Below are 22,555 nucleotides of genomic sequence, written 5' to 3'. Positions count from 1 at the left end.
CAGTACAGGGATATTAAATGCGAATAAAGGGAAATTATCAAGTTCTCTTTGTGGTCTTTATTGGTTTTTCTTTTTAACGTATTGATATTCTGGATTAAGTTTATGAAAAATATTTTAGATGTATCGTCTGCTGCTGAGAATCGAAGTGATAGCGTTCATGACGGTGAGGAGTGGCTCTCGGCACAGGCATTCGTGGGAAAACCGGGGATGCCAGGGACTGCAAAAGGTTGCCGCCTGCGTCTGGAAAAGTTGGCGGCAATGCACCCGGAAATCAGAAGAAAGAGAACAGGGCATAAGGGCTTTGAGTACCATATCCGTGCGGCGGGCATGTCGCTGAAAAGTGAGCGGGCAGATCAAGCCGCCCAGCCAACGGTTTCACCCTATGGTAGCGATGAGCAACTCAACCTCTGGGTGCAACTGTTCAAAACGATGAAACCCCATTCCCGTGACCGACTGTTAAAACAGGCACTTGAACAAGTGGCTGAAGATATCGCTTTGTCTCAGCCCACGTTACCTTCAGACGTGATTGCGTTAGCTCGCCAGTTATTGGCGTTTTCAGAAGAGCAGCGCCAACAGTTGCTGGAGACGGTTTCCCAGAAATAATCTACACGAAATAGTATTTCCTCCTCAGTTTGCTCCTCTTTTTTTAATTCAACCAATAATAGTTTCCTGGTGAAATTATTTGCTCGCCACGTGCCATTTTGATATAATGTCATGACTGGAAAGTGTCAATTAGCTGCCAGTTTTTAATATCCATTTTCTTGTGTGCCCATATTATTAATCCTTCGTTGGAGGGTTAGCTGCTTTTAAAAATCGCCATGATTAATATTTAAATAGGGAGCGATTATGTGCTCATTATTACAATGGCAAAGGGTCGTGAATAAATTGTTCATGAAGTATTATGGAGTACATATCAACGACACGGCATTCTGTGACATTAATTATGCAAGACGTTACTGGAGTGACTGTGTTCTCCCTTATCAGGCTGTGAATGAATGGACTTATAAATATGATCTGCGCAGGCTTGATTCAATTGATCGTCCTTTGAATGAAAACGATGAGTCTTTTATTCAATAATAGTCATGAGGTTAAAATGAATGAAATACATCAGGAAGGATATTCCCTTCCGGTTAGACAAAAGTTGATTGATTTATTATTTAAAGAAATGGGTACGCCGCCACCAATGAAATCAAAATTACTGGCAGTATCATTTATCTTTCGGGATATTCACTACAGCCCAGAAAATGGTGGCTATCATCCGGTTGAAATCAGACTTACTCGTGATAATGACCAGTTCTATTTTGATTACATCACCGATCTCGCTTATATGGGACATGTGTACCCTGAGCTGGAAAAGGAAATAGATTTCAGTTGGTCACAACGTTACGTCTTCTATGCAGGCGTTGGTGATGTAACCCATCGAGACGGCTGCGAGTTATTCGAGTTGTGGCAATCCAACTTTATCAACTACTGGCAGATGGGCGTTTATACCCCTCAGATATTGTGGGAAAGCTAATCCAGTCAGCCATCAATCAGCCAGTCAATTAAATTAAATGCATGCAGGAGAAATCTATTGTGGCTAAGGGTAGAGGGATCAGTGCGTCTCAACAGGGCGAACTGGATTGTCTTTGTGGGGCTTACAGCCTAGTCAATATGATGAGTTATCTTTATGACGGCAGGGTGAAACGAAGACCGTTGATGCGTGCATTGTTGAAGGAGTACGGGTATCAGTGGATGCTGGATGAGTGGTTGACCCACGGTATTGATGAGGACCGCATGGACTGCCTGATAGAGACAATATTGCAGCGAGGCTACTACCATAAGTATTTCCCCATACAGGTTAGCCAACCTTTCAAAGAAGCCCGACGCCTGACCACAAAGCACGTCCTCAACGACATGGCCGACTACCTTATCCCCTCCGATTTCTCCCGCATTATCCTGATTAGCGACCAATATCACTGGTCGGTGGTCACCCGCATTGACAGCCAGTACCTCCACTTCTTCGACAGCAACGGCCGAAAAAGATCGCACAGAACCTTGTATTCTTTACGTGCGGACGCCAGTCGTTACCAACTTTATCCCGGTGCCATTTACTTTGTCGAAAGGGAGTTTTGATATGGCTAACGCTATGCTGGCCTGCAACGAAGACCTGATACTGCAACAGGCGCAATCCATCATCGAAAACTGCTACCTCCGGGGAGAGCAGCTACTTTCACCCTATGCGGTGCGTGAGTACTTGAAGTTTAAGCTGGCACCACTCGAGCATGAAGTGTTTGCCATCCTGCTGCTGGATACCCAACACCGGGTATTAGCCTATCAGGAGTTGTTCCGGGGAACGCTTAACTCGGTCAACGTTTACCCCCGCGAGATCGTCAAACTCAGCCTGCGATACAACGCCGGAGCATTAATTCTGGTCCACAACCATCCCAGCGGCGAACCTGAACCCAGCGGGGCGGACAGAGAGATCACCCGCAAGCTGAAATCAGTGTTAGGGCTGCTGGATATTCAAGTTCTTGACCACCTCATTGTTGCCGGTACTAAGGTGGTATCTCTGGCTGAGCTTGGGTTGGTTTGACGCTCAGGTTACTTGGTTTAATGTGCATTAAAGCGGGTTGAACAATGTCGAAGCTTAAGCTGGCGGTATCATCACAAACAACCACGGTGTTTGACGCCTATATCAATAGTCTTGCCGTATCGGGGCGTGGCGGTATCACCAGCTTGCTGAATCACTCCGCCCGCATACTCAACAAGCGTTCTACTGCGCAGACCTACCCCTGGGAGCTCTTGGACTTTGGGAAAGTGGCAAAAATACGCATGACCATGCTGGATGAAGGATATGCCGTTTCTACCGTGAATATGGCGCTGTCCGCGCTACGGGCGATTGCCAAAACCGCTTTTAATTTTGACCAGATGAATGTGGACGTGCTTTTACGCATCAACGCTGTCGTGCGTGTGAAAGGCGACACAACTCGTAAAGGAAGGGCACTCAGTCGGCAGGAAATCCGCCAGTTGCTGAAAGCCGCCAAAAGCCATCACGAGCCAGCTCGTCGATGCAGGGATGCAGCCATATTGCTTACCTTGTGTGGGGCTGGCCTCCGAGTCGGGGAGCAGGTCAAACTCCAACAGGATGATTATGTAGACGGTGTTTTAGTAGTCAGGCAGGGAAAAGGGCGTAAGTATCGCGAAATTCACGTGGCACCGGCTGTAGATAAAGCTTTGACCGCGTGGTTGGTAATGAGAGGGGAAGGGGATGCGTTATTTACGAAGATCTATCGTTCCGGTTTAGCAGCATCTACAGCACTGACAACCGCTGGGGTGACGGCAATCCTTGAGCAATTGCGTATCACCGCCAGCGTAGCTGAGTTCACGCCCCACGACCTGCGCAGGACGTTCATTACTCAATTGCTAGAGCAGGGGACTGACATTAACACTGTGCGCCAGTTAGCGGGTCATAGCGACATATCAACGACTGCTCGTTACGACCATCGTGACGATGAGGCGAAAGTCATGGCGGCTCAGCGGTTGAAGTGTTGGTAACTTGTGATAGTTGAAGCTGGGTGCTAATGGAGGTCATTAAGGTCTTTATTGAGGGTATCTAAATCCAATAAATCTCTTACTTGCTGCTCCGTCCATGCCGATAGACGATTTCGTGAACCATTCAGTGTGAGTGTATTTGGCGCAGGATATCCATCAGCATTCATTTTCCTCATGATTTTCCCAATGCTAAGCCCTTTACTTTGCATGAAGCTGGCAGCTTGGTAGAGATCATATAACTCCTGACTCTTAGCTTTAAAAGCGGGGGTAACATCAGCTAACTGACCGCCTTTCTTTTTGATATGAATTTCTTTATAAACTTTATTGATGCAGTAGCTGATAACTCTGCTAAGTGAATCAATGTCTTTACGCCCTTCAATGTTGAGAACACTTCCTCGCTGATCTTCGAATATCGCAGCAAGTTTTTCATATGTGTCTTTACCTAAGTATATCTTTGTTCTTGAAAAACCTGAATCAACGTACTTTTTCTCTTTCCGAGCCTTATTGGCGGCATCCCTTTGGCGTTTAATATCGCTAATATCAATATGAACCGTGTCATCTACTTTAAAATCGATTTTTTCATTGTTATTTGCCATCAGTGGCCTCCCTGTGCATGACTTTTTTACAAAAATTAGATTATTAATTGAACATTTCAGAGCTATGGCTTCCTCAACGATGAGAAGCGGCTCTCCAATTTTCACTATCGTTGTTTTAGACCGAAAAATCCAAAAGTTTGTTCATTTATGAGAGCCGCTTCTCCTGTAAGTCAGCTATTCCGAGTTTGCTAGAATGGCTCCATCAGCTAACGGGGAGGCAAACATGAAAGAGAGCAAGTTAATTAAGATTCAGGAAGTATTAAGGCGTTGTGCCATTAGTCGTTCAACGATATATCGTCTGATTGCCAATAAAAAATTTCCAAACCAAGTTTCTGTAACTGGAAATCGTTCCGTTGCTTGGCGAGATGAGGATATTCAGCGTTGGATTGAGGAACGTCCAACCATGGGTCAATAAGGAGAGTTATGAACGTCAATCCCAAAATACCATTAGCAAAGTTGAGTGATAAACATGAAGCGTTAGCCGAAGCATTACCGAAATTTGAAACAGTGGAGAAGGCCCGAGCGGAAAAGTGCTTCAGGGAAAAATCATTGCAGAAATACCAGGGAAAAGTTTACAGGGATCTCTTTAAGAGACTTAAGTATTGCCATCCGAGCTATCCCTGTGGAAGTGCTGCATGCCCTGAATGCTTCAGGAAACACAGGCTGGAAATGATTGGAGAGGTACTTCGTTTATGTAAGAAACGGAAGAGATGGCGAAGTTTAACCTTGATATTCTATCAGGATGCATTTAGTGACAGTCAACTACTACAATGGCGGCCCGATACATTAATAGCACGACTTCGGCGCTGGTTAAAAGCATGCGGCTTCGATGGAATGGTGATTGGTGGGTTCGAAATGGATTTTCATATTGATGCTAATAAGTGGGTACCACATTTTCATCTCATCATTCCAAATGACAAACAGGCTATTAAAAGTCTACGTGTCAGGATGAAGAACAAGAGGAACATGAATACGCGAAAAAATGTAATAAATCGCCCTATGCTAGTGAGCAAGTTAAAAGCCCCAATGCGACAAGTAAGTTATCGGTTTAAAGCCATCTGGTGGCGAGTCGAATCAATCCAGTATGATGATTATTATATAAAGGGGAACAAGGAAAGAAAAAGGAAGCGCTGGACTAAAAAGTATCGTCTGCTGAGTAAGCAACATGCTGATTCTCTGGTTATGTTAGATTCTATTGGAATAGTAGGATTAACCTTTATGTATAAGGTAAGGAAGTATGGTGACCATTTAATAATAAAATAGTTTCATGATCTATTATTTAACGCACCTATTAAAAACTGCTTCTGCGATTTTTAACCAAATAATAATACCGTATGAGAAATCATGCAGGGGATCCCTCACGCCTAAATCATGACGTTAATCACAGTAACTGTGATGGGGTCTTTAAATACGATGAGGAACTACAAATGAAAGAATATAAAGAAAAACCAAGTGACAATGAAGAAAAGTTACTTGTTACATTGTTAGCACGTACTAAAATTTCCGAATCATGTCCGGTTGCATACCGGCTCATTAAAATCACAGATTCTGAAGGAGATGAGTCGAGCTGCGTGCTTTTACCTGCTGTGGCGCTTGTGACTGTATTAGAATTAAAAAAGAACTTATTAAAATTCGGTCATAACCCAAATGTCAGTAAAGAATATTGGGCTCGTGCGCATCAAGAAATTATTAAGGAAACAGATAATGCAATCACATTGCGTTATAAACCTGGTTTCTATGATGATGTTTATTTGCGTGCTAATAATACGACCATTGGTAAAGTTAAAGGAGATAAGCCAATACTGCATCCCAGCGCAAAAAATCATTTACCTGTAGAGGAAAAATGGGAAACATTAAAGTTATGGAAAATGAATGTCGCTCCATATGCGCTATACAGCTCGCGCATTATGTTGGCTCTGTGCTGCGGTTTCTCTGGTTTTATTCTTAAGCTTTCAGGTATGGAAGGGGGCGGGTTCCATTTATGGGGAATGAGCAGCATCGGGAAAACTTCCAGTGCGTACATGCTAGCTTCATTAGCAGGATCGCCTAAAGAAGTTATCATCCTCTGGAACAATACGGATAAAGGGCTTGAGGAGATTGCCGTTGCCCATAACGACAGTTATCTGGTTCTTGATGAGTCGAAGCTGTTAGATAAAGACGTACTGGCAGCCGCTAAAATTATGCAGAACCGTGTGTATACGCTATCGGGTGGGAAAGGGAAAACGCGTTCGGCTATGTTCGACAATAAAGTTGCTGAATGGCAAGTAAGTATTTTCAGTACGGGTGAGAGCAGTCTCCAGCAACTGGCTGTTTCGGGGAAAATGGAGCGTCTTGAAGGCGAAAATGTGCGTGTCATCGACATTCATGCCGATGCTGGTTACGGGATGGGGATCTTCGAATCACTGCCTGAAGATGTTAACTCCAGCAACGAACTGGTACATGCTATCAAAGAGGCAACTCACCGCTATTATGGCAGTGCCAAACCTGCTTTTTTGAAGCGCTTGGTGGCTGATATTCAGGATGACAGCGAAAGTGTGAAACGGAAGCTTGAAAAAGGGATTGAGTTCTTTCTGGATAAGCACAAGGTAGATCGTAACTCCGGTATTCAGGTTCGTATCGCCAAACGTTTTGCCATCGTCTATGTTGCAGGTTGCATGGCTTCTAAATATGGTGTTTTGCCGTTCAAAAAGCAGGACATCATGAAGGGGGTCTCGGCATGCTATTTGGACTCTCTTAAGGAAGTTTTAACGGAACCTGAAGTAACGTATTCGCCACTGGATAGCTCGCTTGATGCAATCATTAATCTTTGCAAAAGCGACGGAGTTTTAAATCTGATTGGGAATAAACGTGTAACTCAAAAGGCGATTAAAAAGGCACTGGTTATTATCCATAAAGTTAAAGGGCGTGCAGTCTATGCGGTTGATAAAGATCTGGTCCACAATTATTTGCCAAAAAACCAACGCAAAGGGGTATTAACTTCACTGACAAAACAAGGTGTATTACTATCTGATGTTCAAAAGGAGTACAGTACCATCCAAATTGTTTACAAGCGTCATCCGGTTGGTCGTCGCTATTGTTTTATCTGCAACAAATTCGATAAGCTTATGAAAGAGTAGTTTTATAGTCTGGTAGAGTTTGAATGGAGTGGCTTATAACCACTCCATTGTTATCTCAGGATTCTGATTGAAAGTCTTCAATTATTTTCTGGTTATAATCATCCAAATAGTTTTGAAGTTCTTTTCGGTCAATTAAACGGACCATCGCAGAATCTGCTAATTCCTTAGCGGAACGGGTGAAATAAGAATTTGTCACAACCATTGCTTCATCGCATCCATAGAATGTTTTTGCTGAAATTGCCTGCTGTACTGCTGAATTACCTACCGAGCCGGAATAATTCTTTGCTTGTATTACCATATTCTTTCCGAACCGGGTAACGAATAAATCAGCACCCTGATCCTGAGTTTTCTTTGTTTCTTTAACGTCGTATCCTATAGTCTGGAATATTTCAACTAAAAAGGCCTCAAACTGGAAGCCATCCATTGCATCGACAAGATACATTGTGACAAATTTGTTTGGGTTGAAATGTTCAAGGCGGGTGGCAAGCCTGTCGACCAAAATATCAAAATAGATATTCTCGCAGATGGACAAAAACTTATCGACAGTATCAAATGATAATAAAGGTGTACCTGGTGTTGTTTCTGCTTGTTCGTTATAGGTTATAGCAGGATAATGGATTTCATTACTCCACAGGTAATACAGGAATAAAGAAAGATCTGCACGATAGGTTGTGCCAGCTTCTTCTATCCATGATTTTAATGTTTCGGTAAGTGTTGGTTTGATATGACGCTTGACTTCCCTTGCAAACCCCGAATAAATAGAGTTGAAAGAAGTTGTTAGCAATAGCTTATCTAATAATGATGGTAACTGCTCCAACTCATTAAAACCCTTTCTAATCAACACCTCTTGAAATAATATATTCTCTGAATAATCACTATTGTTTTCACTGTTTGTATTACTACTGCTAGTTTGGTGGTCATATGAAAATCGTGATGTATGGATGAAATTGGTAAAATAAGGATCTTTCAGAGTGGCATATTTCACAAGGACGTTTTCAAGTAACTGGTTGAGTTGAGACTGCTCTTTCTTCTTACCAAATAAATCCTTTATGATGCCTTTAGACTGGTATTGGAAATCAGGGTAATAGGATGGATCTAATGGCGTCATTTGCCGAAATGTTCCAGATACATCTGGAGAGCACCACGGACAGTTTGTTTCGAAGGTTGTTTTAGAACAAGAGTAGCATTGATAAATCATCATTATCCCTTATTATTTTACAGTGATAGCTTAATGATTTTCTCCTTGGAGAATCATCCTTGAGATTTATCTAAAAATCGTTAAGGTCTATACTGAAATAGGGAGTCAAAATCAGCTCTTCAAATAAATCATATTCATGATGTGGTACCTTAACAAACGTTGAATTGTGATTAGGTGTCCACCATTTTTCAATACCATGATACGCCTCTCTGGCATTGGCTTTGTGGATCAGCCGAAATGGTCTGTCCATCCAGCCATCACTGTGTTTTGTGAAATAGTTAACTGGGCCAGTGAATTGACCAAGTAGGTATACCCCCTGGTTACCATGAGTCAGATAGAAATAATCACCAATCGGAGCATTGGCAAACTCCTCTGCCTGACTGACAATTGACTGTCCTTGACTCGCTGTTGTGCGATGAATGTAGACGAGCTTTTCATCAATACATTCGACCATATCCAGGAATGAGAATTCCTTCCAGCCATGTGACAGCTTCCAGAAATTGGGCATCAATTTAGTATTCATAAGCCTCTTAACCTTACGTTGTTAGTGATCGCAATCTGTTGAAATGCGGATCGATTGTGATGACCATTCTGGCGCTGAATACCCATGATCGCAACAAGGTTTGTTGATGAGCTTTTCGCTGAAATCGTTCAAAGATGGTATCGGGAGGGTATGTAGATGCGTTAACTCGCCTAGTTGCTGATAATGGATGATCAACACTACTCAACACTGACAGGTTAACTATTACGAAAACATTTAGCGCTATGAAAAAAGTGATTGAGTGATTTAGTGATTGTGGGTCGATGGTTCGCGCTAGGTTTGTGGCATTTCAATTCTGCTGTAAACAGCAGAGTTTGGCTGTTGTTCTTCATCAACAATGCGGCAGTAAGTCCACGCACTGATTCCTGCTTCTGGAGGTTACATCTTCAACCTGCTGCACATCGGATAGTTCGGCAGATTTACAGGCTGAATACTTTCTCGATGGGTCGGTAACTGACAGAACAGAAGTGCGTGATCTGAAAAAACACCGCTTTAGACCGCCCAACGTTGCCCGATTTTGCTGTGGTAGACCGGCTAACTACCGGTGCTGTTGGTCGTCAGATCTGCACCTCGTACAATGGTAGGGGAAACCGGCGAGTCTTTTCCGAGATTCTGAAGGTTGCAAGGATCGACGGTATTGAACGATATCGAGGTTTCAAAACAATAAAATCCAGAAAATAACATGCGTTTACAACCGATGCTGAATATCACCTGACCGTCATTACACCGCTTAATTATCGATAACGTTTTGTCTATCCGCTAATCCCATTCTGGCTGAGCTGATATTTAATCGCTATTTGCATCTACAAGGTATATAGCTGTATCTATTATGCTCTATATACACTCTATCTCTATATTATTGTATATATGTCATTACATACTATAGCCATTATCCAGCATCAGCTATCATGAGGCTACAGCCTCCAATATTATGATCATCTAATAACCATCTGAACCTTGTTGGGTTCACACAAGATTTGCGTAATTCAGTTGTAAATAAATGGGGTCAGGGCATGGTGCTTTGATCTCAATATACAGGTGAATTATGAAACCGTACATTACGCATAACAATATCCTTGTGACAGATTCAACACTGGATTATTTCAAAAAGATTATTTTCAGTATTCCTTATAATGGTGTGCCAAGTTTACGGCGTCCTTTTTATCGTAATATAGCCGTATTTCTTCAGCATGTTATTTGTGTCTCAACTTGTAGTCGTAAGAACAGGAAAAAAGCAAAGATTCAGGCAGATAAGAAATGGTCTTATTCTGTGCCAGTACCATTTGAGCTGGGCAGGGATAAACTTCCCGGTGTATTTAAGAAAAGTGGGCCGAACTGTGAGCGTGCAATGGAGGCTCTCGCAAACGCGGGAATTATCAAACTAACCGGGTATTCCAATACTCAAAGTTCATGCCGGGAATATGCTGTTTCTCAACGTTTTCTGCGTAAGTTGTTTGGCACCGACAGAGAGGCATACCTTAGCCGTAATGACCTGCCCCCACGATTAGATACAACACTCAGTTAGTAACGTCGGAATCTTCATTCTCAGAATGACCCTTTCTCCAGCCCGCTGCAAATTCAGACGGTGTCTGATAATTCAGCGTGGAGTGCGGGCGGCATTCGTTATAATCCTGCCGCCAGTCATTAATAATTTTCCTGGCATGAACGATATCGCTGAACCAGTGCTCATTCAAACATTCATCGCGAAATCGTCCGTTAAAGCTCTCAATAAATCCGTTCTGCGTTGGCTTGCCCGGCTGGATTAAGCGCAACTCAACACCATGCTCAAAGGCCCATTGATCCAGTGCACGGCAAGTGAACTCCGGCCCCTGGTCAGTTCTTATCGTCGCCGGATAGCCTCGAAACAGTGCAATGCTGTCCAGAATACGCGTGACCTGAACGCCTGAAATCCCAAAGGCAACAGTGACCGTCAGGCATTCCTTTGTGAAATCATCGACGCAGGTAAGACACTTGATCCTGCGACCGGTGGAAAGTGCGTCCATGACGAAATCCATCGACCAGGTCAGATTGGGCGCCGCCGGACGGAGCAGCGGCAGACGTTCTGTTGCCAGCCCTTTACGACGTCTTCTGCGTTTTACGCCCAGGCCACTGAGGTGATAAAGCCGGTACACGCGCTTATGATTAACATGAAGCCCTTCACGGCGCAGCAACTGCCAAATACGACGGTAGCCAAAACGCCTGCGCTCCAGTGCCAGCTCAGTGATGCGCCCTGATAAATGCGCATCAGCAGCCGGACGGTGAGCCTCATAGCGGCAGGTCGACAGGGATAAACCTGTAAGCCTGCAGGCACGACGTTGCGACAGACCGGTCGCATCACACATCAACATCACGGCTTCCCGCTTCTGGTCTGTCGTCAGTACTTTCGCCCAAGAGCCACCTGAAGCGCCTCTTTATCCAGCATGGCTTCGGCAAGCAGCTTCTTGAGTCTGGCGTTCTCTTCCTCAAGCGACTTCAGGCGCTTAACTTCAGGCACCTCCATACCGCCATACTTCTTACGCCAGGTGTAAAACGTGGCATCGGAAATGGCATGCTTGCGGCAGAGTTCACGGGCGGGTACCCCAGCTTCGGCTTCGCGGAGAATACTGATGATCTGTTCGTCGGAAAAACGCTTCTTCATGGGGATGTCCTCATGTGGCTTATGAAGACATTACTAACATCGGGGTGTACTAATCAACGGGGAGCAGGTCAGTAAGGATCGCTACCATTATCTGACGGACATTTTCACCAAACGTAAAAGCTACTCATTTGATGATCTGATTGGGATAGCGATCGACCGTGGGCAGCATGCTAAACATAAGCAGTCTAAGCGCGATATCCCTAACGCCGCTTTCAGGGAGCTGGTAGTAAGTGTATGGAACAACCTTGAGCCGCTGGAAATCAATCTAGATGCACTGCTGGATTACTATAACGAGAATTCCACTAAGAAGAATAAAATATTCATTTTCAACTTCTTGTCGCGGCTGGCTGAAACCGGTGTTGATCTGGTGAAAGAGTCTCCGTTGACGGTTTCTTACACGCAATCGTATAAAACCGCCTGGATTGGTGGGAGATCCTTTGAGATTGGCACAGGCTTTCAAAGTCTGCCGGCTGACATGAAGTGGGCGTGTCTGGCACGTGGTCATAACCTTGATATCAAGGGATGCCAGCTTGAGATACTACGACATGAGCTGTTGAATATTGGCATTTCGGCCAAGTCATTGGAAAGGCTGGAAACTGAGTATATCTGCCGGATATTGCGTGTTGCTGAAGAACTGGTGAAGCAATTCAGGTTTTCCAGTGTATTCAGTGCAGGATTCGTCTCATTATCATTTAAATCCAGTACCCGGCGCTTGTTGAACCGTGAGTTAGGTTCGGCGGAGGCAGAGCGGGTACTGAAACGTTGGAAGCGCCTTCTGAAACCTTTAAGGCGAGATCTTGCTTTATTGCTGGATCACTACGAAGGCACAGCATTGACCAATCGTTACGGTAAATGCGTTACCAACGCGGTAGGGCAACCATTCAACATTACCTATAAAGATTTGGCAGCGCGTAAACGTTGGAAGTCGGATGTGATGCGACGTAAGCTGCTGTCGCACATGTTACAGGGACTGGAAAGTCAGGCTGTCTACGATTATGTTACCGGCCATAAAGGGGTATGCGCATTGGAGCACGATGGTTTTGTTTCATATGAAGAGGTCACTGACTGGTCCCATCCATACCTTTTGATTGAACTAAAGCATTAAAGGGAACCACTCAGTCAATTAAAGCTTATCCTAGTTGATAAACTAGACGGGACATTTGGCTCTTTCATGATGTTCATAGCCAGCAGGTGATCCATACCTGCTTTGAGCAAAAAGCGGGCATACACACTCCGCTATATCATAGCCTGCCACTCTTTTTTAAGCAGGGCGTAGACGAGGGTACTGTCATACTTTTCCTCACCATCTTCCATTGCAAACGAGACAAACTCCATGAAGCAGCCTTCCTGACGCATATGAAGACGGGCGCAAAGTCTCTGCGACGCCCGGTTGTAGTCTTCAACATAGGCATACAGGCGTCTGGCTTCTTTTTCAGTAAACAAATAATTAAACAGCGCAGCTACAGATTCTGTGGCAAAACCCTGGCCTTCATAACGCTGGTTGAAGTGCCAGCCCACGCTCCAGGTGTTCCGGTCTGGCTCGTTACTGTTCTCGGCAAATAGATGGCCAATAAGCTCGTCACTCTCCTTAAAACATACTGCGAACTGACTGGCATCGTGAGCTCGTTTATTAACTTCTTCTTTTGCCTCTGCTAATGAACTGAGTTTCTCATCCTGAAAACAGGGTGCGCGGGGCGAAGACAGATAGTCGAAAAGCGCGAACGCGTCTTTATCGTTGAATGTGCGAATGGTAAGTCGCGGAGTCGTGGTTACGATCATGAAAACCTCATAGTGCCTGGTCGGTGTTTTGGCATTCTAAAGTAAAATTAGCCCAATTATGACTTTAACCTGACTTGCTTCCCAATAATTAATGCAGTATAGGGTTAGCTATATTCACTTCTGGCACATAAACACCCACAACGATGCTTTATGGCAGCAATGAGCGAGGAGCGGACATTCTTGTGCAAAATATGTCGCTAAATTACAGTGAAGTTATTTTCGACCAACGCTATAGCCAACTGAACAAGCAGGAAGTTAAAAAATATGAGCAGGCGATTATGTAGGGATAACCGCACCAAAATACGAAACATTCCCCGTCGTATAAAATCACTTAACCGTTGGTCTGAAACTTTTCATAACCCAGTTCGTGCCGTTTTTCCGGAAGATCAACATTACTGGAATTACAAGATACCTGTAGAAATTAATCTTGTTCAAGGAAAATACAGCAAGCAGAAAGTTAAGGCCGAGTGTGCGCAAGCCATGATCAATGCCTGTTCCAACTTGATGCTCGCCACAGCAGATTGCGATGATATCCCTCGAATTACTGCCGTAATTTGCCTCCCGGATATGTTTACAAGTGAGGTCTGTTTATTTCGTTCAGAGGAATACTTTCAAAGCTTCATTACAGAGGGAAGTTCTGAAAATGGTTCATCGGTACTCCTCAGGGAACGAAGCCTTGCCCGGGAGTGGGGGCTTATTCTTCCAGATGGGGTTCAGGAATTAGGTATTACACTTGACTACTATAGTGGTGACGACCCGGATGAGTGGTTTTCAGGCGAACGCTGGTATTATGGGCAATTATAGTGACCTGGCCATTTAGCGATATAAATGTAAGAGTAACTGAGTACATCTGGAAACTCACCAGACATACTGTCATTACTAGGTTTATCAATTGTCTTAGCAGATGTGTAGCCAATGAAAAAAAAGCTTCGCCAACGTAACCAAGCCTGGATCTCACGGCAATTGCGACGTGCACAAAAAGAAGGAATGCCGTTAAGTTTCTTTATTAACTTTCCTTCAATACGCGCAGTTGCATGTAATGGTGAGCGCCTTAAACGACGTGGTCGTCTCAAACCGGACTGGGAGCGAGCATTGTTTCATCCGGGTTGGGGAGAAGTGCCGATTGTTGGGCAAAAAGGCACAGTTTACTGGTTTGAGGGATTTGATAAGGAACAGTTGCCTGTTGAATTGGTGCCGCTGTGGGAAGATGCCTGACTGTATTGGCTTTGATTTGATCTGACGGCTATCAGTGCAACACTCAATCAACACTGTAGTCAGCTATGAGCGATCAGCAGACGTTCGAAATTGACTCCTCATGGATATTGCTAACAATGCCGTGTGTCAATCAACTGGGATCAAGTTATTGTCCTATATGAAATCTTCCAGACGCAATATAAAACCTGACTAGCAGTAAGTGATTAATGATGAATACTTGCGAAGAGCGATTTGAAATTTGGGCTGATACTAAAGGCTTCGACTTACTCAAAATTGAAGGAAAGTATGACGACCCGGCCACTAGCAATGCGTGGGAGTGCTGGAAAACAGCATGGGCTGAAAGTGAGATTTGGGGTGTGTAAAGCCTACCATTTAGTTAGCAAATCCGCTTATAACTCTCACGTGTCGTAGTAAAAGCCATAAAGGCAGCAATGAGCGAGGAGCAGACCCTGCATGAAGGGTGCCATAGGATAATGAAGAGAAGAACTGCGAGGCATCTTGAGTTCAGTTGAACAGATATCAAATCGATTAACCATCATATCCGAATGATGCCCCTCTGTAGGTCCAAAAGCCACGTAGTCAGAATGTCCAGCTATATGGCTAGAACGAGGGATTTTATCTTTTCAGCCTTTTCAAAGTGATCCAGCTTCATCTCCATAATCCACCAATGCGCAACCTCCATGAGTAGTTCCGGATCATCATTTTTATTGGCAAAAAAAGCATAGAAAGACAGACCTACGTTACCGCCCTTGGCCGCGATTTTAGCCTCACACGTCCTGATGATTTTTTCCTTCATTTCTGCACGCATATTCTTTCCCTTTTTGTTCGTTCACTGCCCGCATGAAAAAGCCCACTCCTGGGTGGGCTTGGACCAGATTATTTCCGTACAGACAGTGACTTGCGTCATGTAATCAATCTAACATACCAGAGGGACAGTACTCGCCTTCCCATCCCACTATCTTAGCGTTTGAATCCAGATCTTTTACCGATACGCTATCTCCGGAAAATTCTGAGCCAGTAACGACGATATCGTAATCATGATTTGGCTGAGGAATGAATCTCTCGGAGGTAGACTGTACTGTATTTTGATAGTACCCAGCTTGGGTCCAATAATGAATTACCGTCACCAGTTGCCCCGGCTTGATAGTAAATTCATTTATGAAAATGCCCTTGTTATTAGATGACTCTGGCATTCCGATTTTTTTATTTCCTGTGACAGGAATACCGATAATAGCCAAACCAGCAGTAATCCGGCGTTCTAGAACTTTTTTATAACAACCACTTGCCTGTTTTTCGTAAAATTGAAGAGCTGTATTGCCATCAGATGCAGCACGAATCCGGGCTGCATCTGAACCTTTATAGTCTTCCAATGAAGGCCTAAACCCCGCCGTACATCCACTCAACAACGTTACCATTATTCCCGTAATGGCCAGTTTTCCATACATGAGCATCACCTTGCATTTTTGTTGATCCCACTTTTATCGACTCAGACGGGGAAAACTTTAAACGAATATTAAGCCAGTCATTTACCACTTCATCCCGTTATAGTGTTCCAACCACTCATATTTAGCATAAAATCAGTTCGCCGTACCGACTCAGTGCCGCTTTACTGTCAGCGCCAATGTTTATAAGGTCCGCTCCTGGCACAGGGCTGCTGTTGCAGCCCTGACAACCTTCCTTAGACTTCAATCGATTCAGAGATCTCTAACGCATCATCGACTTCAATGCCCAGATAACGGACTGTGCTTTCCAGTTTCTTATGGCCCAACAGAAGTTGGATTACCCGGAGATTCTTGGTTTTCTTGTATATGAGGTAAGGTTTCGTTCTTCTCATGGAATGTGTGCTGTAAAGCGAAGCTTCGAGACCAAGCTTTTCTACCCACCCATGAAAAATACGGCTGTATTGTCGGGTTGAGATATGCTGGCAAGAACCGACCCGTGATTGGAACAAGTAGTCTTTACTGTGCAAATTGCCCAGCTTAATCAATGCTGCAACAGTTTCTCTTGTCCCTTTGGTTATCTCAAATTGCACAGGGCTACCGGTTTTCTGTTGCAACACCGTTGCTCTGCTTGAAATAGAGCTCCCATATGCAACATCAGATACTTTGAGTTTGACCAGATCACAGCCTCGTAGCTTACTGTCCAGGGCCATATTGAACAGAGCTAAATCACGCGTTTTGCCTTCCAGTTCAAGCCGGATTCGGATCCCCCAGACATGAGATATCTGAAGTGGTCTTTTTTGGCCGATGATACGGTCTTTATTCCATGGTGACTTGTTCATACTCAAATCTCCTGCAATGTGGGAGATTTGAGTATGGTTGTCCCTTATGAGCGAAAAACGGACGCCATGTTGACCCAGCCTAGGAAGCGATCCTGCACTACGGTTAGACTCGCGTAGCGAGTGCCGAATCTGTCTATAATGCAGGCTTATCAGATTAGTTAAGGGTTTTAAACAGAGCCTCAATGTGGATATCAACCGTATCCAGCGCTTTTACTGGTAACTCTATACCAGCAAACAGAAGCGGAAGCTCTGTACATCCAAGAATAATGGCCTCGATACCGTCATTCTGATACATCCGTTTAATGACGGAGATAAATTTGTCTCGAGTCAGTGGGTCTATAATCCCTCTTTCGAGCTCATCGTGGATTTTATCTGCAATGTAATCAATTTCATCAGCATTCGGGATTACCACCTCGATACCGACTTCGATAAAAGGCCTTTTAAAGAAACCAGCCTCCATCGTAAAACGCGTTCCCAATAGTCCGAGTTTTTTCAGTCCCTGAGTTTGCGCCTCAGCGCATGTTGCGTCGATGATGCTGACAAGTGGGATCGAGGTACACGCCTGAAGTTCATTGAAGACGATATGTGGCGTGTTGCCAGTCAATGCGACGACTTCTGCTCCAGCAGCCACCAGGCAATTGACTGCTTTTGTCAGATAATTCGTCAGCTCCTTATAATCTTTCCGGCTACACATGGCCAGCACGTCATATACGTTAATGCTTTCAATGGTTAGGTTAGGGAAAAAAGTATCGCCGGCTCGCTTATTGGCCTCATACACAAATTTACGATAATAGAGCAGTGTGGATTCAGGACCTGTACCACCGATTAGTCCGAGCTTTTTCATTTTAACCTCAATAGTTATTCGCGTATTCACGTTGGGGGTGGCCCATCAGGAGGAGTGTCCTTTGGGATAAGACGAAGGGAGTAGAATTAGTTTTTGATGCAAATGTCTCAGAGGTAAAGATACTGTTCATATACGCTTGAACCTTGTTAGGGGAAAATGCTGTCGATGGCCGTTAAGATTGAGTCCATAAAATAAAAAATATGAAGATTCATTTCAATTGAATAAAATAGAAATACACTTTCAATTATGGTGAAAAATTGGATATTACAGACTTCCGTACTGTTATTGCGTTGGCAGAAACTGGTAGCATCACCGCTACAGCAAAATTGTTATGTCGCGTGCCTTCTGCAATTACGTCAAGAGTCCAGAACCTAGAGAGTCAGCTCGGGACAGTGCTATTCGTAAGGTCTAATCGCAGATTTATTCTGACCGCTGAAGGTCGGGCTCTTTATGACAACGCGCTAAAAATTATCGAGTTAGTTACAACCGCTGAGCAGCAGGCTACAAGGCCGCAACCAGGTGGACTATTCAAATTGGGTGCCCTAGACAGCATGGCCGCAACACGTCTTCCCATACCGCTGGCACACCTATATCGACAGTATCAATCGATGTCAGTAGAACTGGTAACAGGAATTAGTCGGACCCTTTTTGACGCCGTACTCAACCACGAACTTGATGCTGCATTCATTGCTGATGTGCCAGTTGATGACAGACTGGAGCGTATGACTGTTTACACTGAAGAGTTAGTTATCATTGCCGCAGCTAATTTTCCACCGATCAAGTCTCCCCATGACCTGGCCCATACGACGCTGCTTGTCTTCCGAGATGGGTGCTCCTATCGAGATCGGTTTACAACCTGGTTCAGACAGGCTGATCTCAGACCTGACCGGCTGGCTGAGATGTCATCCTACCATGCCATTCTCGGCGCTGTGAGTGCCGGAATGGGCGCAGGAATTATACCGAAGCCGATTCTCGATACCTTCCCATCAAGAGAACTCATTACGATCCATCCATTTGAAAGCAAAAATAGTCAGGTTACAACTGAATTGATATGGCGTAAGAAGGGGATGACGGCCAATATACGCGCCCTGATTGATATTCTTTCTTCAATTACTGTGTGACTTAACTGGGCCGACGGTCGAAGTATCTTGAGATAATATGCATTATCACGTGAGGTGTCGGTCGCGGATTCCGATTACTTCATAAAGCACTCCGTTCGTAGTGAATGAAACTAAAATAAGCAATAAACTATACTGCCGTTGAACTCACAACACAAAGCCGTCAGTTGCGAAATAGCCTCGGGCAGCTTTGAGCGATAAGCGGGTGCTCATGGCATCCGTTCAGTAGTCCGTGGCTAGTCCATAAATGACAAAATGGAATAAAAAAAACCGGCTTTAGCATCAATGCGGTAGTGGAATTATTGAATCACCTGGAGTATTCCTGACTAAATGCGTGGTGTAACACAGTGGCCAGTGCCGACGGGTTTTCCCATGACATAGAGTGTCCTGCATGTGGCACTGTCGCTATAGCTATGCCTTTATGGCTGACATACTGAAAGTCACTGTCAGGTAATGATTGCTCACCAAAAATCAATGTGCGTGAACAGGTTAGATTGAGGAAAGTCTCCATCCATGATGGTGAAGCTCCTTCTATCAGGCTTTTAGCCCCCCGCCACATTGCCCAGGGCGCAGCATTTTGGGCCGAACCCTTCCAAGGAGATGTGTGGTTTACCAGCATATTGTCGTATTCTTGCGAGATAAATTCAGCCTCCGGTTTTTCCACCAGAAGGCGGCTGTATAAACCGCCACCGGCGTGAAAGTTAGGTTCTGAAACCACAAGTTTACCTATTCGCTCGCCTAATCGTGCTGCCACTTCAATCGCAATACTTCCACCCATGCTGTGACCATAGATATGGCAACGTGGGAGATTTAATGAGTTTATCACTTCGATGACAACCCCTGCCTGATGAGTAATGCTGTAATCATAATCACGAGGTTTATCACTAAAGCCATATCCAGGAAGGTCAATCAGTATGGCACGTCTCCCCCCAAATTCTGGGTCAGCCACAATTCGTGGATATTCATAAGAAGAAGCGCACCCAAGTCCGTGAATAAATACAATGGGGATACCTTGACCCGGCAAATTATGCCAACGCACACAAGCACCTGCTATTGCCGAAAACAAACTCTGCATGCTGCAATCCTCCGTTAATTATCAAGGTATTCGTATCAATAAATTATCAGTATTAACACACCAATGCATCATCCTTTACTTATGCAATTTAAATCCCAACGACATTGTGTATCCAGACATCAAGATTATCAGCCCACTCCTGCATCATAATCTTCCGTTCTTCAAGATAAGTCGCATGATTATACGTGCGGCGAACATTATTCGTATCAGCATGCGCTAGCTGGGCTTCGATAGCATCAGGCCTGTAACCCATTTCATTTAAGCGAGTGCTACCAGTTGTTCTGGTCGCATGTGGGCTGAAAGTACCGCTCCAGCCAAGGCTTTTGAGAAGCTGGCGCAGAGAGTGGGTTGTCATTGGGCCACGTGGGTTATCCCGGCCTGGAAATAGATGCTGTCGATGCCCGATAAATCCTTGTAGCGTTCTGAGCATTTTGACGGCTTGGGAGGAAAGGGGAATAACGTGTTCTCTGCGAGCTTTCATTCGCGTTGCCGGAATGACCCACAACGCTTTATCAAGATCGAATTCTGACCATTCTGCTTCGGTAACTTCAGCCGGGCGAGCCAATGTCCACCACATTAGCCACATGCAATAGTTAACTTGGTATGAGCCGCGACTGTTGTCAAAACAGCTTAATAGCTTCCCGATTTGCTGTGGATTCAATGCTTGTTTGTGCTGTGTCTTATTCGCCGGAAGCGCCTTGCGTACAGGCCAAACAGGGTCGCTATCAGCTCTGAGGGTCGCCACCGCTAGCTCAAATATAGATGAGATACTACGTCTGGCTTCTGCTGCAACTGTAGGGGCTCCGCGGTTAGCTGTTTCCTGGAGTATTTTTAAAATGTGGTGCGGGGTGATCTCTTTAACAGGGAGCTTACCAATTGCCGGGAATACAACACGCTCAAGCATATCAAGGCGTCGTGTTTTGGTGATGTCTGCCCAGTCCTTCATCTGTAACCACTCTTTGGCGATAAGCTCAAAGGTATTGGATGCATCGTTGACTTTGCGGATTTTATCTAATTGACGCGCTTGCGCTGGATTTATTCCTTCTGCAACTTGCTTACGTGCTTGCTCGCACTTTTCTCGTGCTTCGACCAGCTTCACTGTCGGATACTCACCCAGCGCAAACATGCTGGATTTACCGTTAAGCTTGAAACGATAACGCCACGCTTTCTTGCCATTGGGTTTGACTTCGAGGTACAGGCCATTGAAGTCATTGAGCCGGTAAAGCTTTTCTTTTGGCTTAGCAGTGCGGCATTGTGTATCTGTGAGCATAACAATTCCTTGTATATTTCTTATACCGTTATTGTACTCACCAAAATTAAAGATGGAAACTGATTGTACTCATCTACGTACTCATTTTTGACTGCGCTGTAATGAGACTTTATGAGATGTCATGAAATGAAAAATCCACGCAAATGCGTGGATTTTGTAGGGTTTTTTCTCTTCATGAGGTCTAGTAAGAACTTATGAGACAACGAATTTTATTTAGACGTTGAACAAGAAGTTCATCACATCGCCATCTTTTACGATGTATTCTTTACCTTCTGAACGCATTTTCCCGGCTTCTTTTGCGCCTTGTTCACCTTTGTAGGTAATAAAGTCGTCAAAAGCGATAGTTTGTGCGCGGATAAAGCCTTTTTCAAAGTCAGTGTGGATTTTACCTGCGGCTTGTGGAGCTGTTGCGCCAACAGGAATAGTCCAAGCGCGAACCTCTTTAACACCGGCAGTGAAATAGGTTTGCAGATTCAGCAATTCATAACCGGCGCGAATAACACGATTCAGACCTGGTTCTTCAATACCTAACTCGGCCATAAACTCAGCGCGGTCTTCATCTTCCAGTTCGGCGATATCAGATTCGACTGCGGCACAAACTGCCACGACGACAGAACCTTCAGCTGCGGCGATGGCCCGCACCTGATCCAGATATGGGTTATTTTCGAAACCATCTTCATTAACGTTAGCAATGTACATCGTTGGTTTCAGTGTCAGGAAGCTCAGATAACGGATTGCTGCTTTATCTTCTGCTGTTAGATTCAACGCGCGCAGCATGCCCGCATTCTCTAAATGTGGCAGACATTTCTCCAGTGCTTCCAGTTCAGCTTTAGCGTCTTTATCGCCGCCTTTGGCTTTCTTCTGCACACGGTGAATAGCACGTTCGCAAGTTTCCAGATCGGAAAGAGCCAATTCAGTATTAATGGTGTCAATGTCATCCACTGGATCAACTTTGCCAGCAACATGGATGATATTGTCATTCTCAAAGCAGCGTACCACATGGCCAATCGCTTCGGTTTCACGGATATTGGTCAGAAATTGGTTACCCAAGCCTTCGCCTTTGGATGCCCCTTTAACCAAGCCCGCGATATCAACAAATTCCATCGTGGTTGGCAAGATGCGCTGAGGTTTGACTATCTCGGCCAGTTGGTCCAGACGCGGGTCCGGCATTGGCACCACACCCGTATTGGGTTCAATGGTACAGAACGGGAAGTTAGCTGCTTCGATACCCGCTTGTGTCAACGCGTTGAACAGGGTGGATTTACCAACGTTAGGCAGGCCCACAATACCGCATTTGAATCCCATGTTTTATATCACCTTAAATAACTTAAAAATCAACACGTTAGATTT

Annotated in this window: 27 protein-coding genes; 15 read left to right on the top strand and 12 right to left on the bottom strand. The window is 44.6% G+C overall.

Going from position 1 to position 22,555, the window contains the following annotated elements:
• Window positions 1-102: 102 nt before the first annotated feature.
• From F0T03_RS11920 to F0T03_RS11895, 6 genes are all read left to right on the top strand, one after another.
• Window positions 103-603: a hypothetical protein gene (locus F0T03_RS11920; RefSeq protein WP_246169892.1), complete on the top strand. Its 501-nt coding sequence runs from the start codon at window positions 103-105 to the stop codon at window positions 601-603.
• Window positions 604-846: 243 nt separating this feature from the next.
• Entirely contained in the window at window positions 847-1,077 is a 231-nt protein-coding gene (locus tag F0T03_RS21905; protein ID WP_425511036.1) for a TA system toxin CbtA family protein, read from the top strand.
• A 16-nt stretch (window positions 1,078-1,093) separates the two neighbouring features.
• Complete coding sequence (locus tag F0T03_RS11910; RefSeq protein WP_159678507.1) at window positions 1,094-1,516, top strand: DUF2787 family protein; 423 nt, start codon at window positions 1,094-1,096, stop codon at window positions 1,514-1,516.
• Window positions 1,517-1,710: 194 nt separating this feature from the next.
• Window positions 1,711-2,115: a hypothetical protein gene (locus tag F0T03_RS11905; protein ID WP_246169891.1), complete on the top strand. Its 405-nt coding sequence runs from the start codon at window positions 1,711-1,713 to the stop codon at window positions 2,113-2,115.
• A gap of 1 nt (window position 2,116) precedes the next feature.
• Window positions 2,117-2,575 carry a RadC family protein gene (radC, locus tag F0T03_RS11900; protein WP_159680837.1) on the top strand — a complete coding sequence of 153 codons (459 nt, stop codon included), beginning with the start codon at window positions 2,117-2,119 and terminating at the stop codon, window positions 2,573-2,575.
• A gap of 44 nt (window positions 2,576-2,619) precedes the next feature.
• Window positions 2,620-3,537, top strand: a complete 918-nt coding sequence (locus tag F0T03_RS11895; RefSeq protein WP_159678505.1) for a tyrosine-type recombinase/integrase — start codon at window positions 2,620-2,622, stop codon at window positions 3,535-3,537.
• A 23-nt stretch (window positions 3,538-3,560) separates the two neighbouring features.
• Here the strand turns inward: F0T03_RS11895 and F0T03_RS11890 are convergent, their stop codons facing one another.
• Entirely contained in the window at window positions 3,561-4,130 is a 570-nt protein-coding gene (locus F0T03_RS11890) for a hypothetical protein (protein ID WP_246169889.1), read from the bottom strand.
• A gap of 223 nt (window positions 4,131-4,353) precedes the next feature.
• On the opposite strand from F0T03_RS11890, the gene F0T03_RS11885 reads away from it, so the two are divergent.
• The 3 genes from F0T03_RS11885 (at window position 4,354) to F0T03_RS11875 (ending at window position 7,246) form a co-directional block, all read left to right on the top strand.
• A complete protein-coding gene (locus tag F0T03_RS11885) occupies window positions 4,354-4,545 on the top strand; it encodes a helix-turn-helix transcriptional regulator (protein ID WP_159677572.1) in 192 nt (63 codons plus the stop codon).
• Window positions 4,546-4,553: 8 nt separating this feature from the next.
• Complete coding sequence (locus F0T03_RS11880) at window positions 4,554-5,393, top strand: hypothetical protein (RefSeq protein WP_159677573.1); 840 nt, start codon at window positions 4,554-4,556, stop codon at window positions 5,391-5,393.
• A gap of 164 nt (window positions 5,394-5,557) precedes the next feature.
• A complete protein-coding gene (locus F0T03_RS11875; RefSeq protein WP_159677574.1) occupies window positions 5,558-7,246 on the top strand; it encodes a DUF927 domain-containing protein in 1,689 nt (562 codons plus the stop codon).
• Between the two features lie 55 nt (window positions 7,247-7,301).
• Here the strand turns inward: F0T03_RS11875 and F0T03_RS11870 are convergent, their stop codons facing one another.
• Both F0T03_RS11870 and F0T03_RS11865 read right to left on the bottom strand, forming a co-directional pair.
• Window positions 7,302-8,444 (bottom strand): restriction endonuclease, encoded by a 1,143-nt coding sequence (locus F0T03_RS11870; RefSeq protein WP_159680754.1) that lies wholly within the window; start codon window positions 8,442-8,444, stop codon window positions 7,302-7,304.
• 70 nt (window positions 8,445-8,514) lie between these two features.
• Window positions 8,515-8,967, bottom strand: coding sequence for a hypothetical protein (locus F0T03_RS11865; protein WP_159677575.1), 453 nt, complete (start codon window positions 8,965-8,967; stop codon window positions 8,515-8,517).
• A gap of 1,063 nt (window positions 8,968-10,030) precedes the next feature.
• Between F0T03_RS11865 and F0T03_RS11860 the strand changes: the two genes are divergently transcribed.
• Complete coding sequence (locus tag F0T03_RS11860) at window positions 10,031-10,510, top strand: hypothetical protein (RefSeq protein WP_246169888.1); 480 nt, start codon at window positions 10,031-10,033, stop codon at window positions 10,508-10,510.
• Here the strand turns inward: F0T03_RS11860 and F0T03_RS11855 are convergent.
• Window positions 10,503-11,623 (bottom strand): IS3-like element ISSen4 family transposase gene (locus F0T03_RS11855; protein ID WP_087451024.1). Its coding sequence is split into 2 segments (ribosomal slippage): window positions 10,503-11,365 and window positions 11,365-11,623, totalling 1,122 coding nucleotides; the frame shifts between segments, so codons are not numbered across the junction. The genes F0T03_RS11860 and F0T03_RS11855 overlap by 8 nt on opposite strands.
• Window positions 11,624-11,990: 367 nt before the next feature.
• Here F0T03_RS11855 and F0T03_RS11850 point away from each other — a divergent pair.
• On the top strand, window positions 11,991-12,728 hold the full coding sequence (locus tag F0T03_RS11850; protein ID WP_159678504.1) for a hypothetical protein: 738 nt from the start codon (window positions 11,991-11,993) through the stop codon (window positions 12,726-12,728).
• A 131-nt stretch (window positions 12,729-12,859) separates the two neighbouring features.
• Here the strand turns inward: F0T03_RS11850 and F0T03_RS11845 are convergent, their stop codons facing one another.
• Window positions 12,860-13,402, bottom strand: a complete 543-nt coding sequence (locus F0T03_RS11845; RefSeq protein ID WP_159678486.1) for a GNAT family N-acetyltransferase — start codon at window positions 13,400-13,402, stop codon at window positions 12,860-12,862.
• 264 nt (window positions 13,403-13,666) lie between these two features.
• Between F0T03_RS11845 and F0T03_RS11840 the strand changes: the two genes are divergently transcribed.
• From F0T03_RS11840 to F0T03_RS11830, 3 genes are all read left to right on the top strand, one after another.
• Window positions 13,667-14,206 carry a DUF3916 domain-containing protein gene (locus F0T03_RS11840; RefSeq protein WP_159678483.1) on the top strand — a complete coding sequence of 180 codons (540 nt, stop codon included), beginning with the start codon at window positions 13,667-13,669 and terminating at the stop codon, window positions 14,204-14,206.
• Window positions 14,207-14,317: 111 nt separating this feature from the next.
• Window positions 14,318-14,617 carry a hypothetical protein gene (locus F0T03_RS11835; RefSeq protein WP_049598759.1) on the top strand — a complete coding sequence of 100 codons (300 nt, stop codon included), beginning with the start codon at window positions 14,318-14,320 and terminating at the stop codon, window positions 14,615-14,617.
• Window positions 14,618-14,823: 206 nt separating this feature from the next.
• Entirely contained in the window at window positions 14,824-14,979 is a 156-nt protein-coding gene (locus tag F0T03_RS11830) for a hypothetical protein (RefSeq protein WP_004712170.1), read from the top strand.
• A 230-nt stretch (window positions 14,980-15,209) separates the two neighbouring features.
• Here F0T03_RS11830 and F0T03_RS11825 read toward each other — a convergent pair whose 3' ends face one another.
• The 4 genes from F0T03_RS11825 to F0T03_RS11810 all read right to left on the bottom strand — a co-directional run bounded on the left by F0T03_RS11825 (window position 15,210) and on the right by F0T03_RS11810 (window position 17,742).
• The gene (locus F0T03_RS11825) at window positions 15,210-15,425 is read right to left on the bottom strand and encodes a DUF6500 family protein (protein ID WP_057631553.1); all 216 of its coding nucleotides are present in this window, start codon (window positions 15,423-15,425) and stop codon (window positions 15,210-15,212) included.
• Between the two features lie 103 nt (window positions 15,426-15,528).
• Window positions 15,529-16,062: a hypothetical protein gene (locus F0T03_RS11820; RefSeq protein ID WP_019082153.1), complete on the bottom strand. Its 534-nt coding sequence runs from the start codon at window positions 16,060-16,062 to the stop codon at window positions 15,529-15,531.
• 233 nt (window positions 16,063-16,295) lie between these two features.
• Window positions 16,296-16,898, bottom strand: a complete 603-nt coding sequence (locus tag F0T03_RS11815; RefSeq protein ID WP_159678481.1) for a site-specific integrase — start codon at window positions 16,896-16,898, stop codon at window positions 16,296-16,298.
• Window positions 16,899-17,052: 154 nt separating this feature from the next.
• Complete coding sequence (locus F0T03_RS11810) at window positions 17,053-17,742, bottom strand: aspartate/glutamate racemase family protein (RefSeq protein WP_159678479.1); 690 nt, start codon at window positions 17,740-17,742, stop codon at window positions 17,053-17,055.
• A gap of 257 nt (window positions 17,743-17,999) precedes the next feature.
• Between F0T03_RS11810 and F0T03_RS11805 the strand changes: the two genes are divergently transcribed.
• Window positions 18,000-18,863, top strand: a complete 864-nt coding sequence (locus tag F0T03_RS11805; protein WP_159678477.1) for a LysR family transcriptional regulator — start codon at window positions 18,000-18,002, stop codon at window positions 18,861-18,863.
• Between the two features lie 304 nt (window positions 18,864-19,167).
• Here the strand turns inward: F0T03_RS11805 and F0T03_RS11800 are convergent, their stop codons facing one another.
• The 3 genes from F0T03_RS11800 to ychF all read right to left on the bottom strand — a co-directional run bounded on the left by F0T03_RS11800 (window position 19,168) and on the right by ychF (window position 22,510).
• On the bottom strand, window positions 19,168-19,935 hold the full coding sequence (locus F0T03_RS11800; protein WP_159678475.1) for an alpha/beta fold hydrolase: 768 nt from the start codon (window positions 19,933-19,935) through the stop codon (window positions 19,168-19,170).
• Window positions 19,936-20,023: 88 nt separating this feature from the next.
• Window positions 20,024-21,205 (bottom strand): tyrosine-type recombinase/integrase, encoded by a 1,182-nt coding sequence (locus tag F0T03_RS11795; protein WP_159678473.1) that lies wholly within the window; start codon window positions 21,203-21,205, stop codon window positions 20,024-20,026.
• 213 nt (window positions 21,206-21,418) lie between these two features.
• Entirely contained in the window at window positions 21,419-22,510 is a 1,092-nt protein-coding gene (ychF, locus tag F0T03_RS11790; protein ID WP_145556939.1) for a redox-regulated ATPase YchF, read from the bottom strand.
• Window positions 22,511-22,555: the final 45 nt, after the last annotated feature.

Origin of the sequence: Yersinia canariae (assembly GCF_009831415.1) — a bacterium.
Classification (GTDB): domain Bacteria; phylum Pseudomonadota; class Gammaproteobacteria; order Enterobacterales; family Enterobacteriaceae; genus Yersinia; species Yersinia canariae.
The sequence above is the reverse complement of the archived record's forward strand: the minus strand, read 5'-3'. Positions and strand labels throughout refer to the sequence as shown.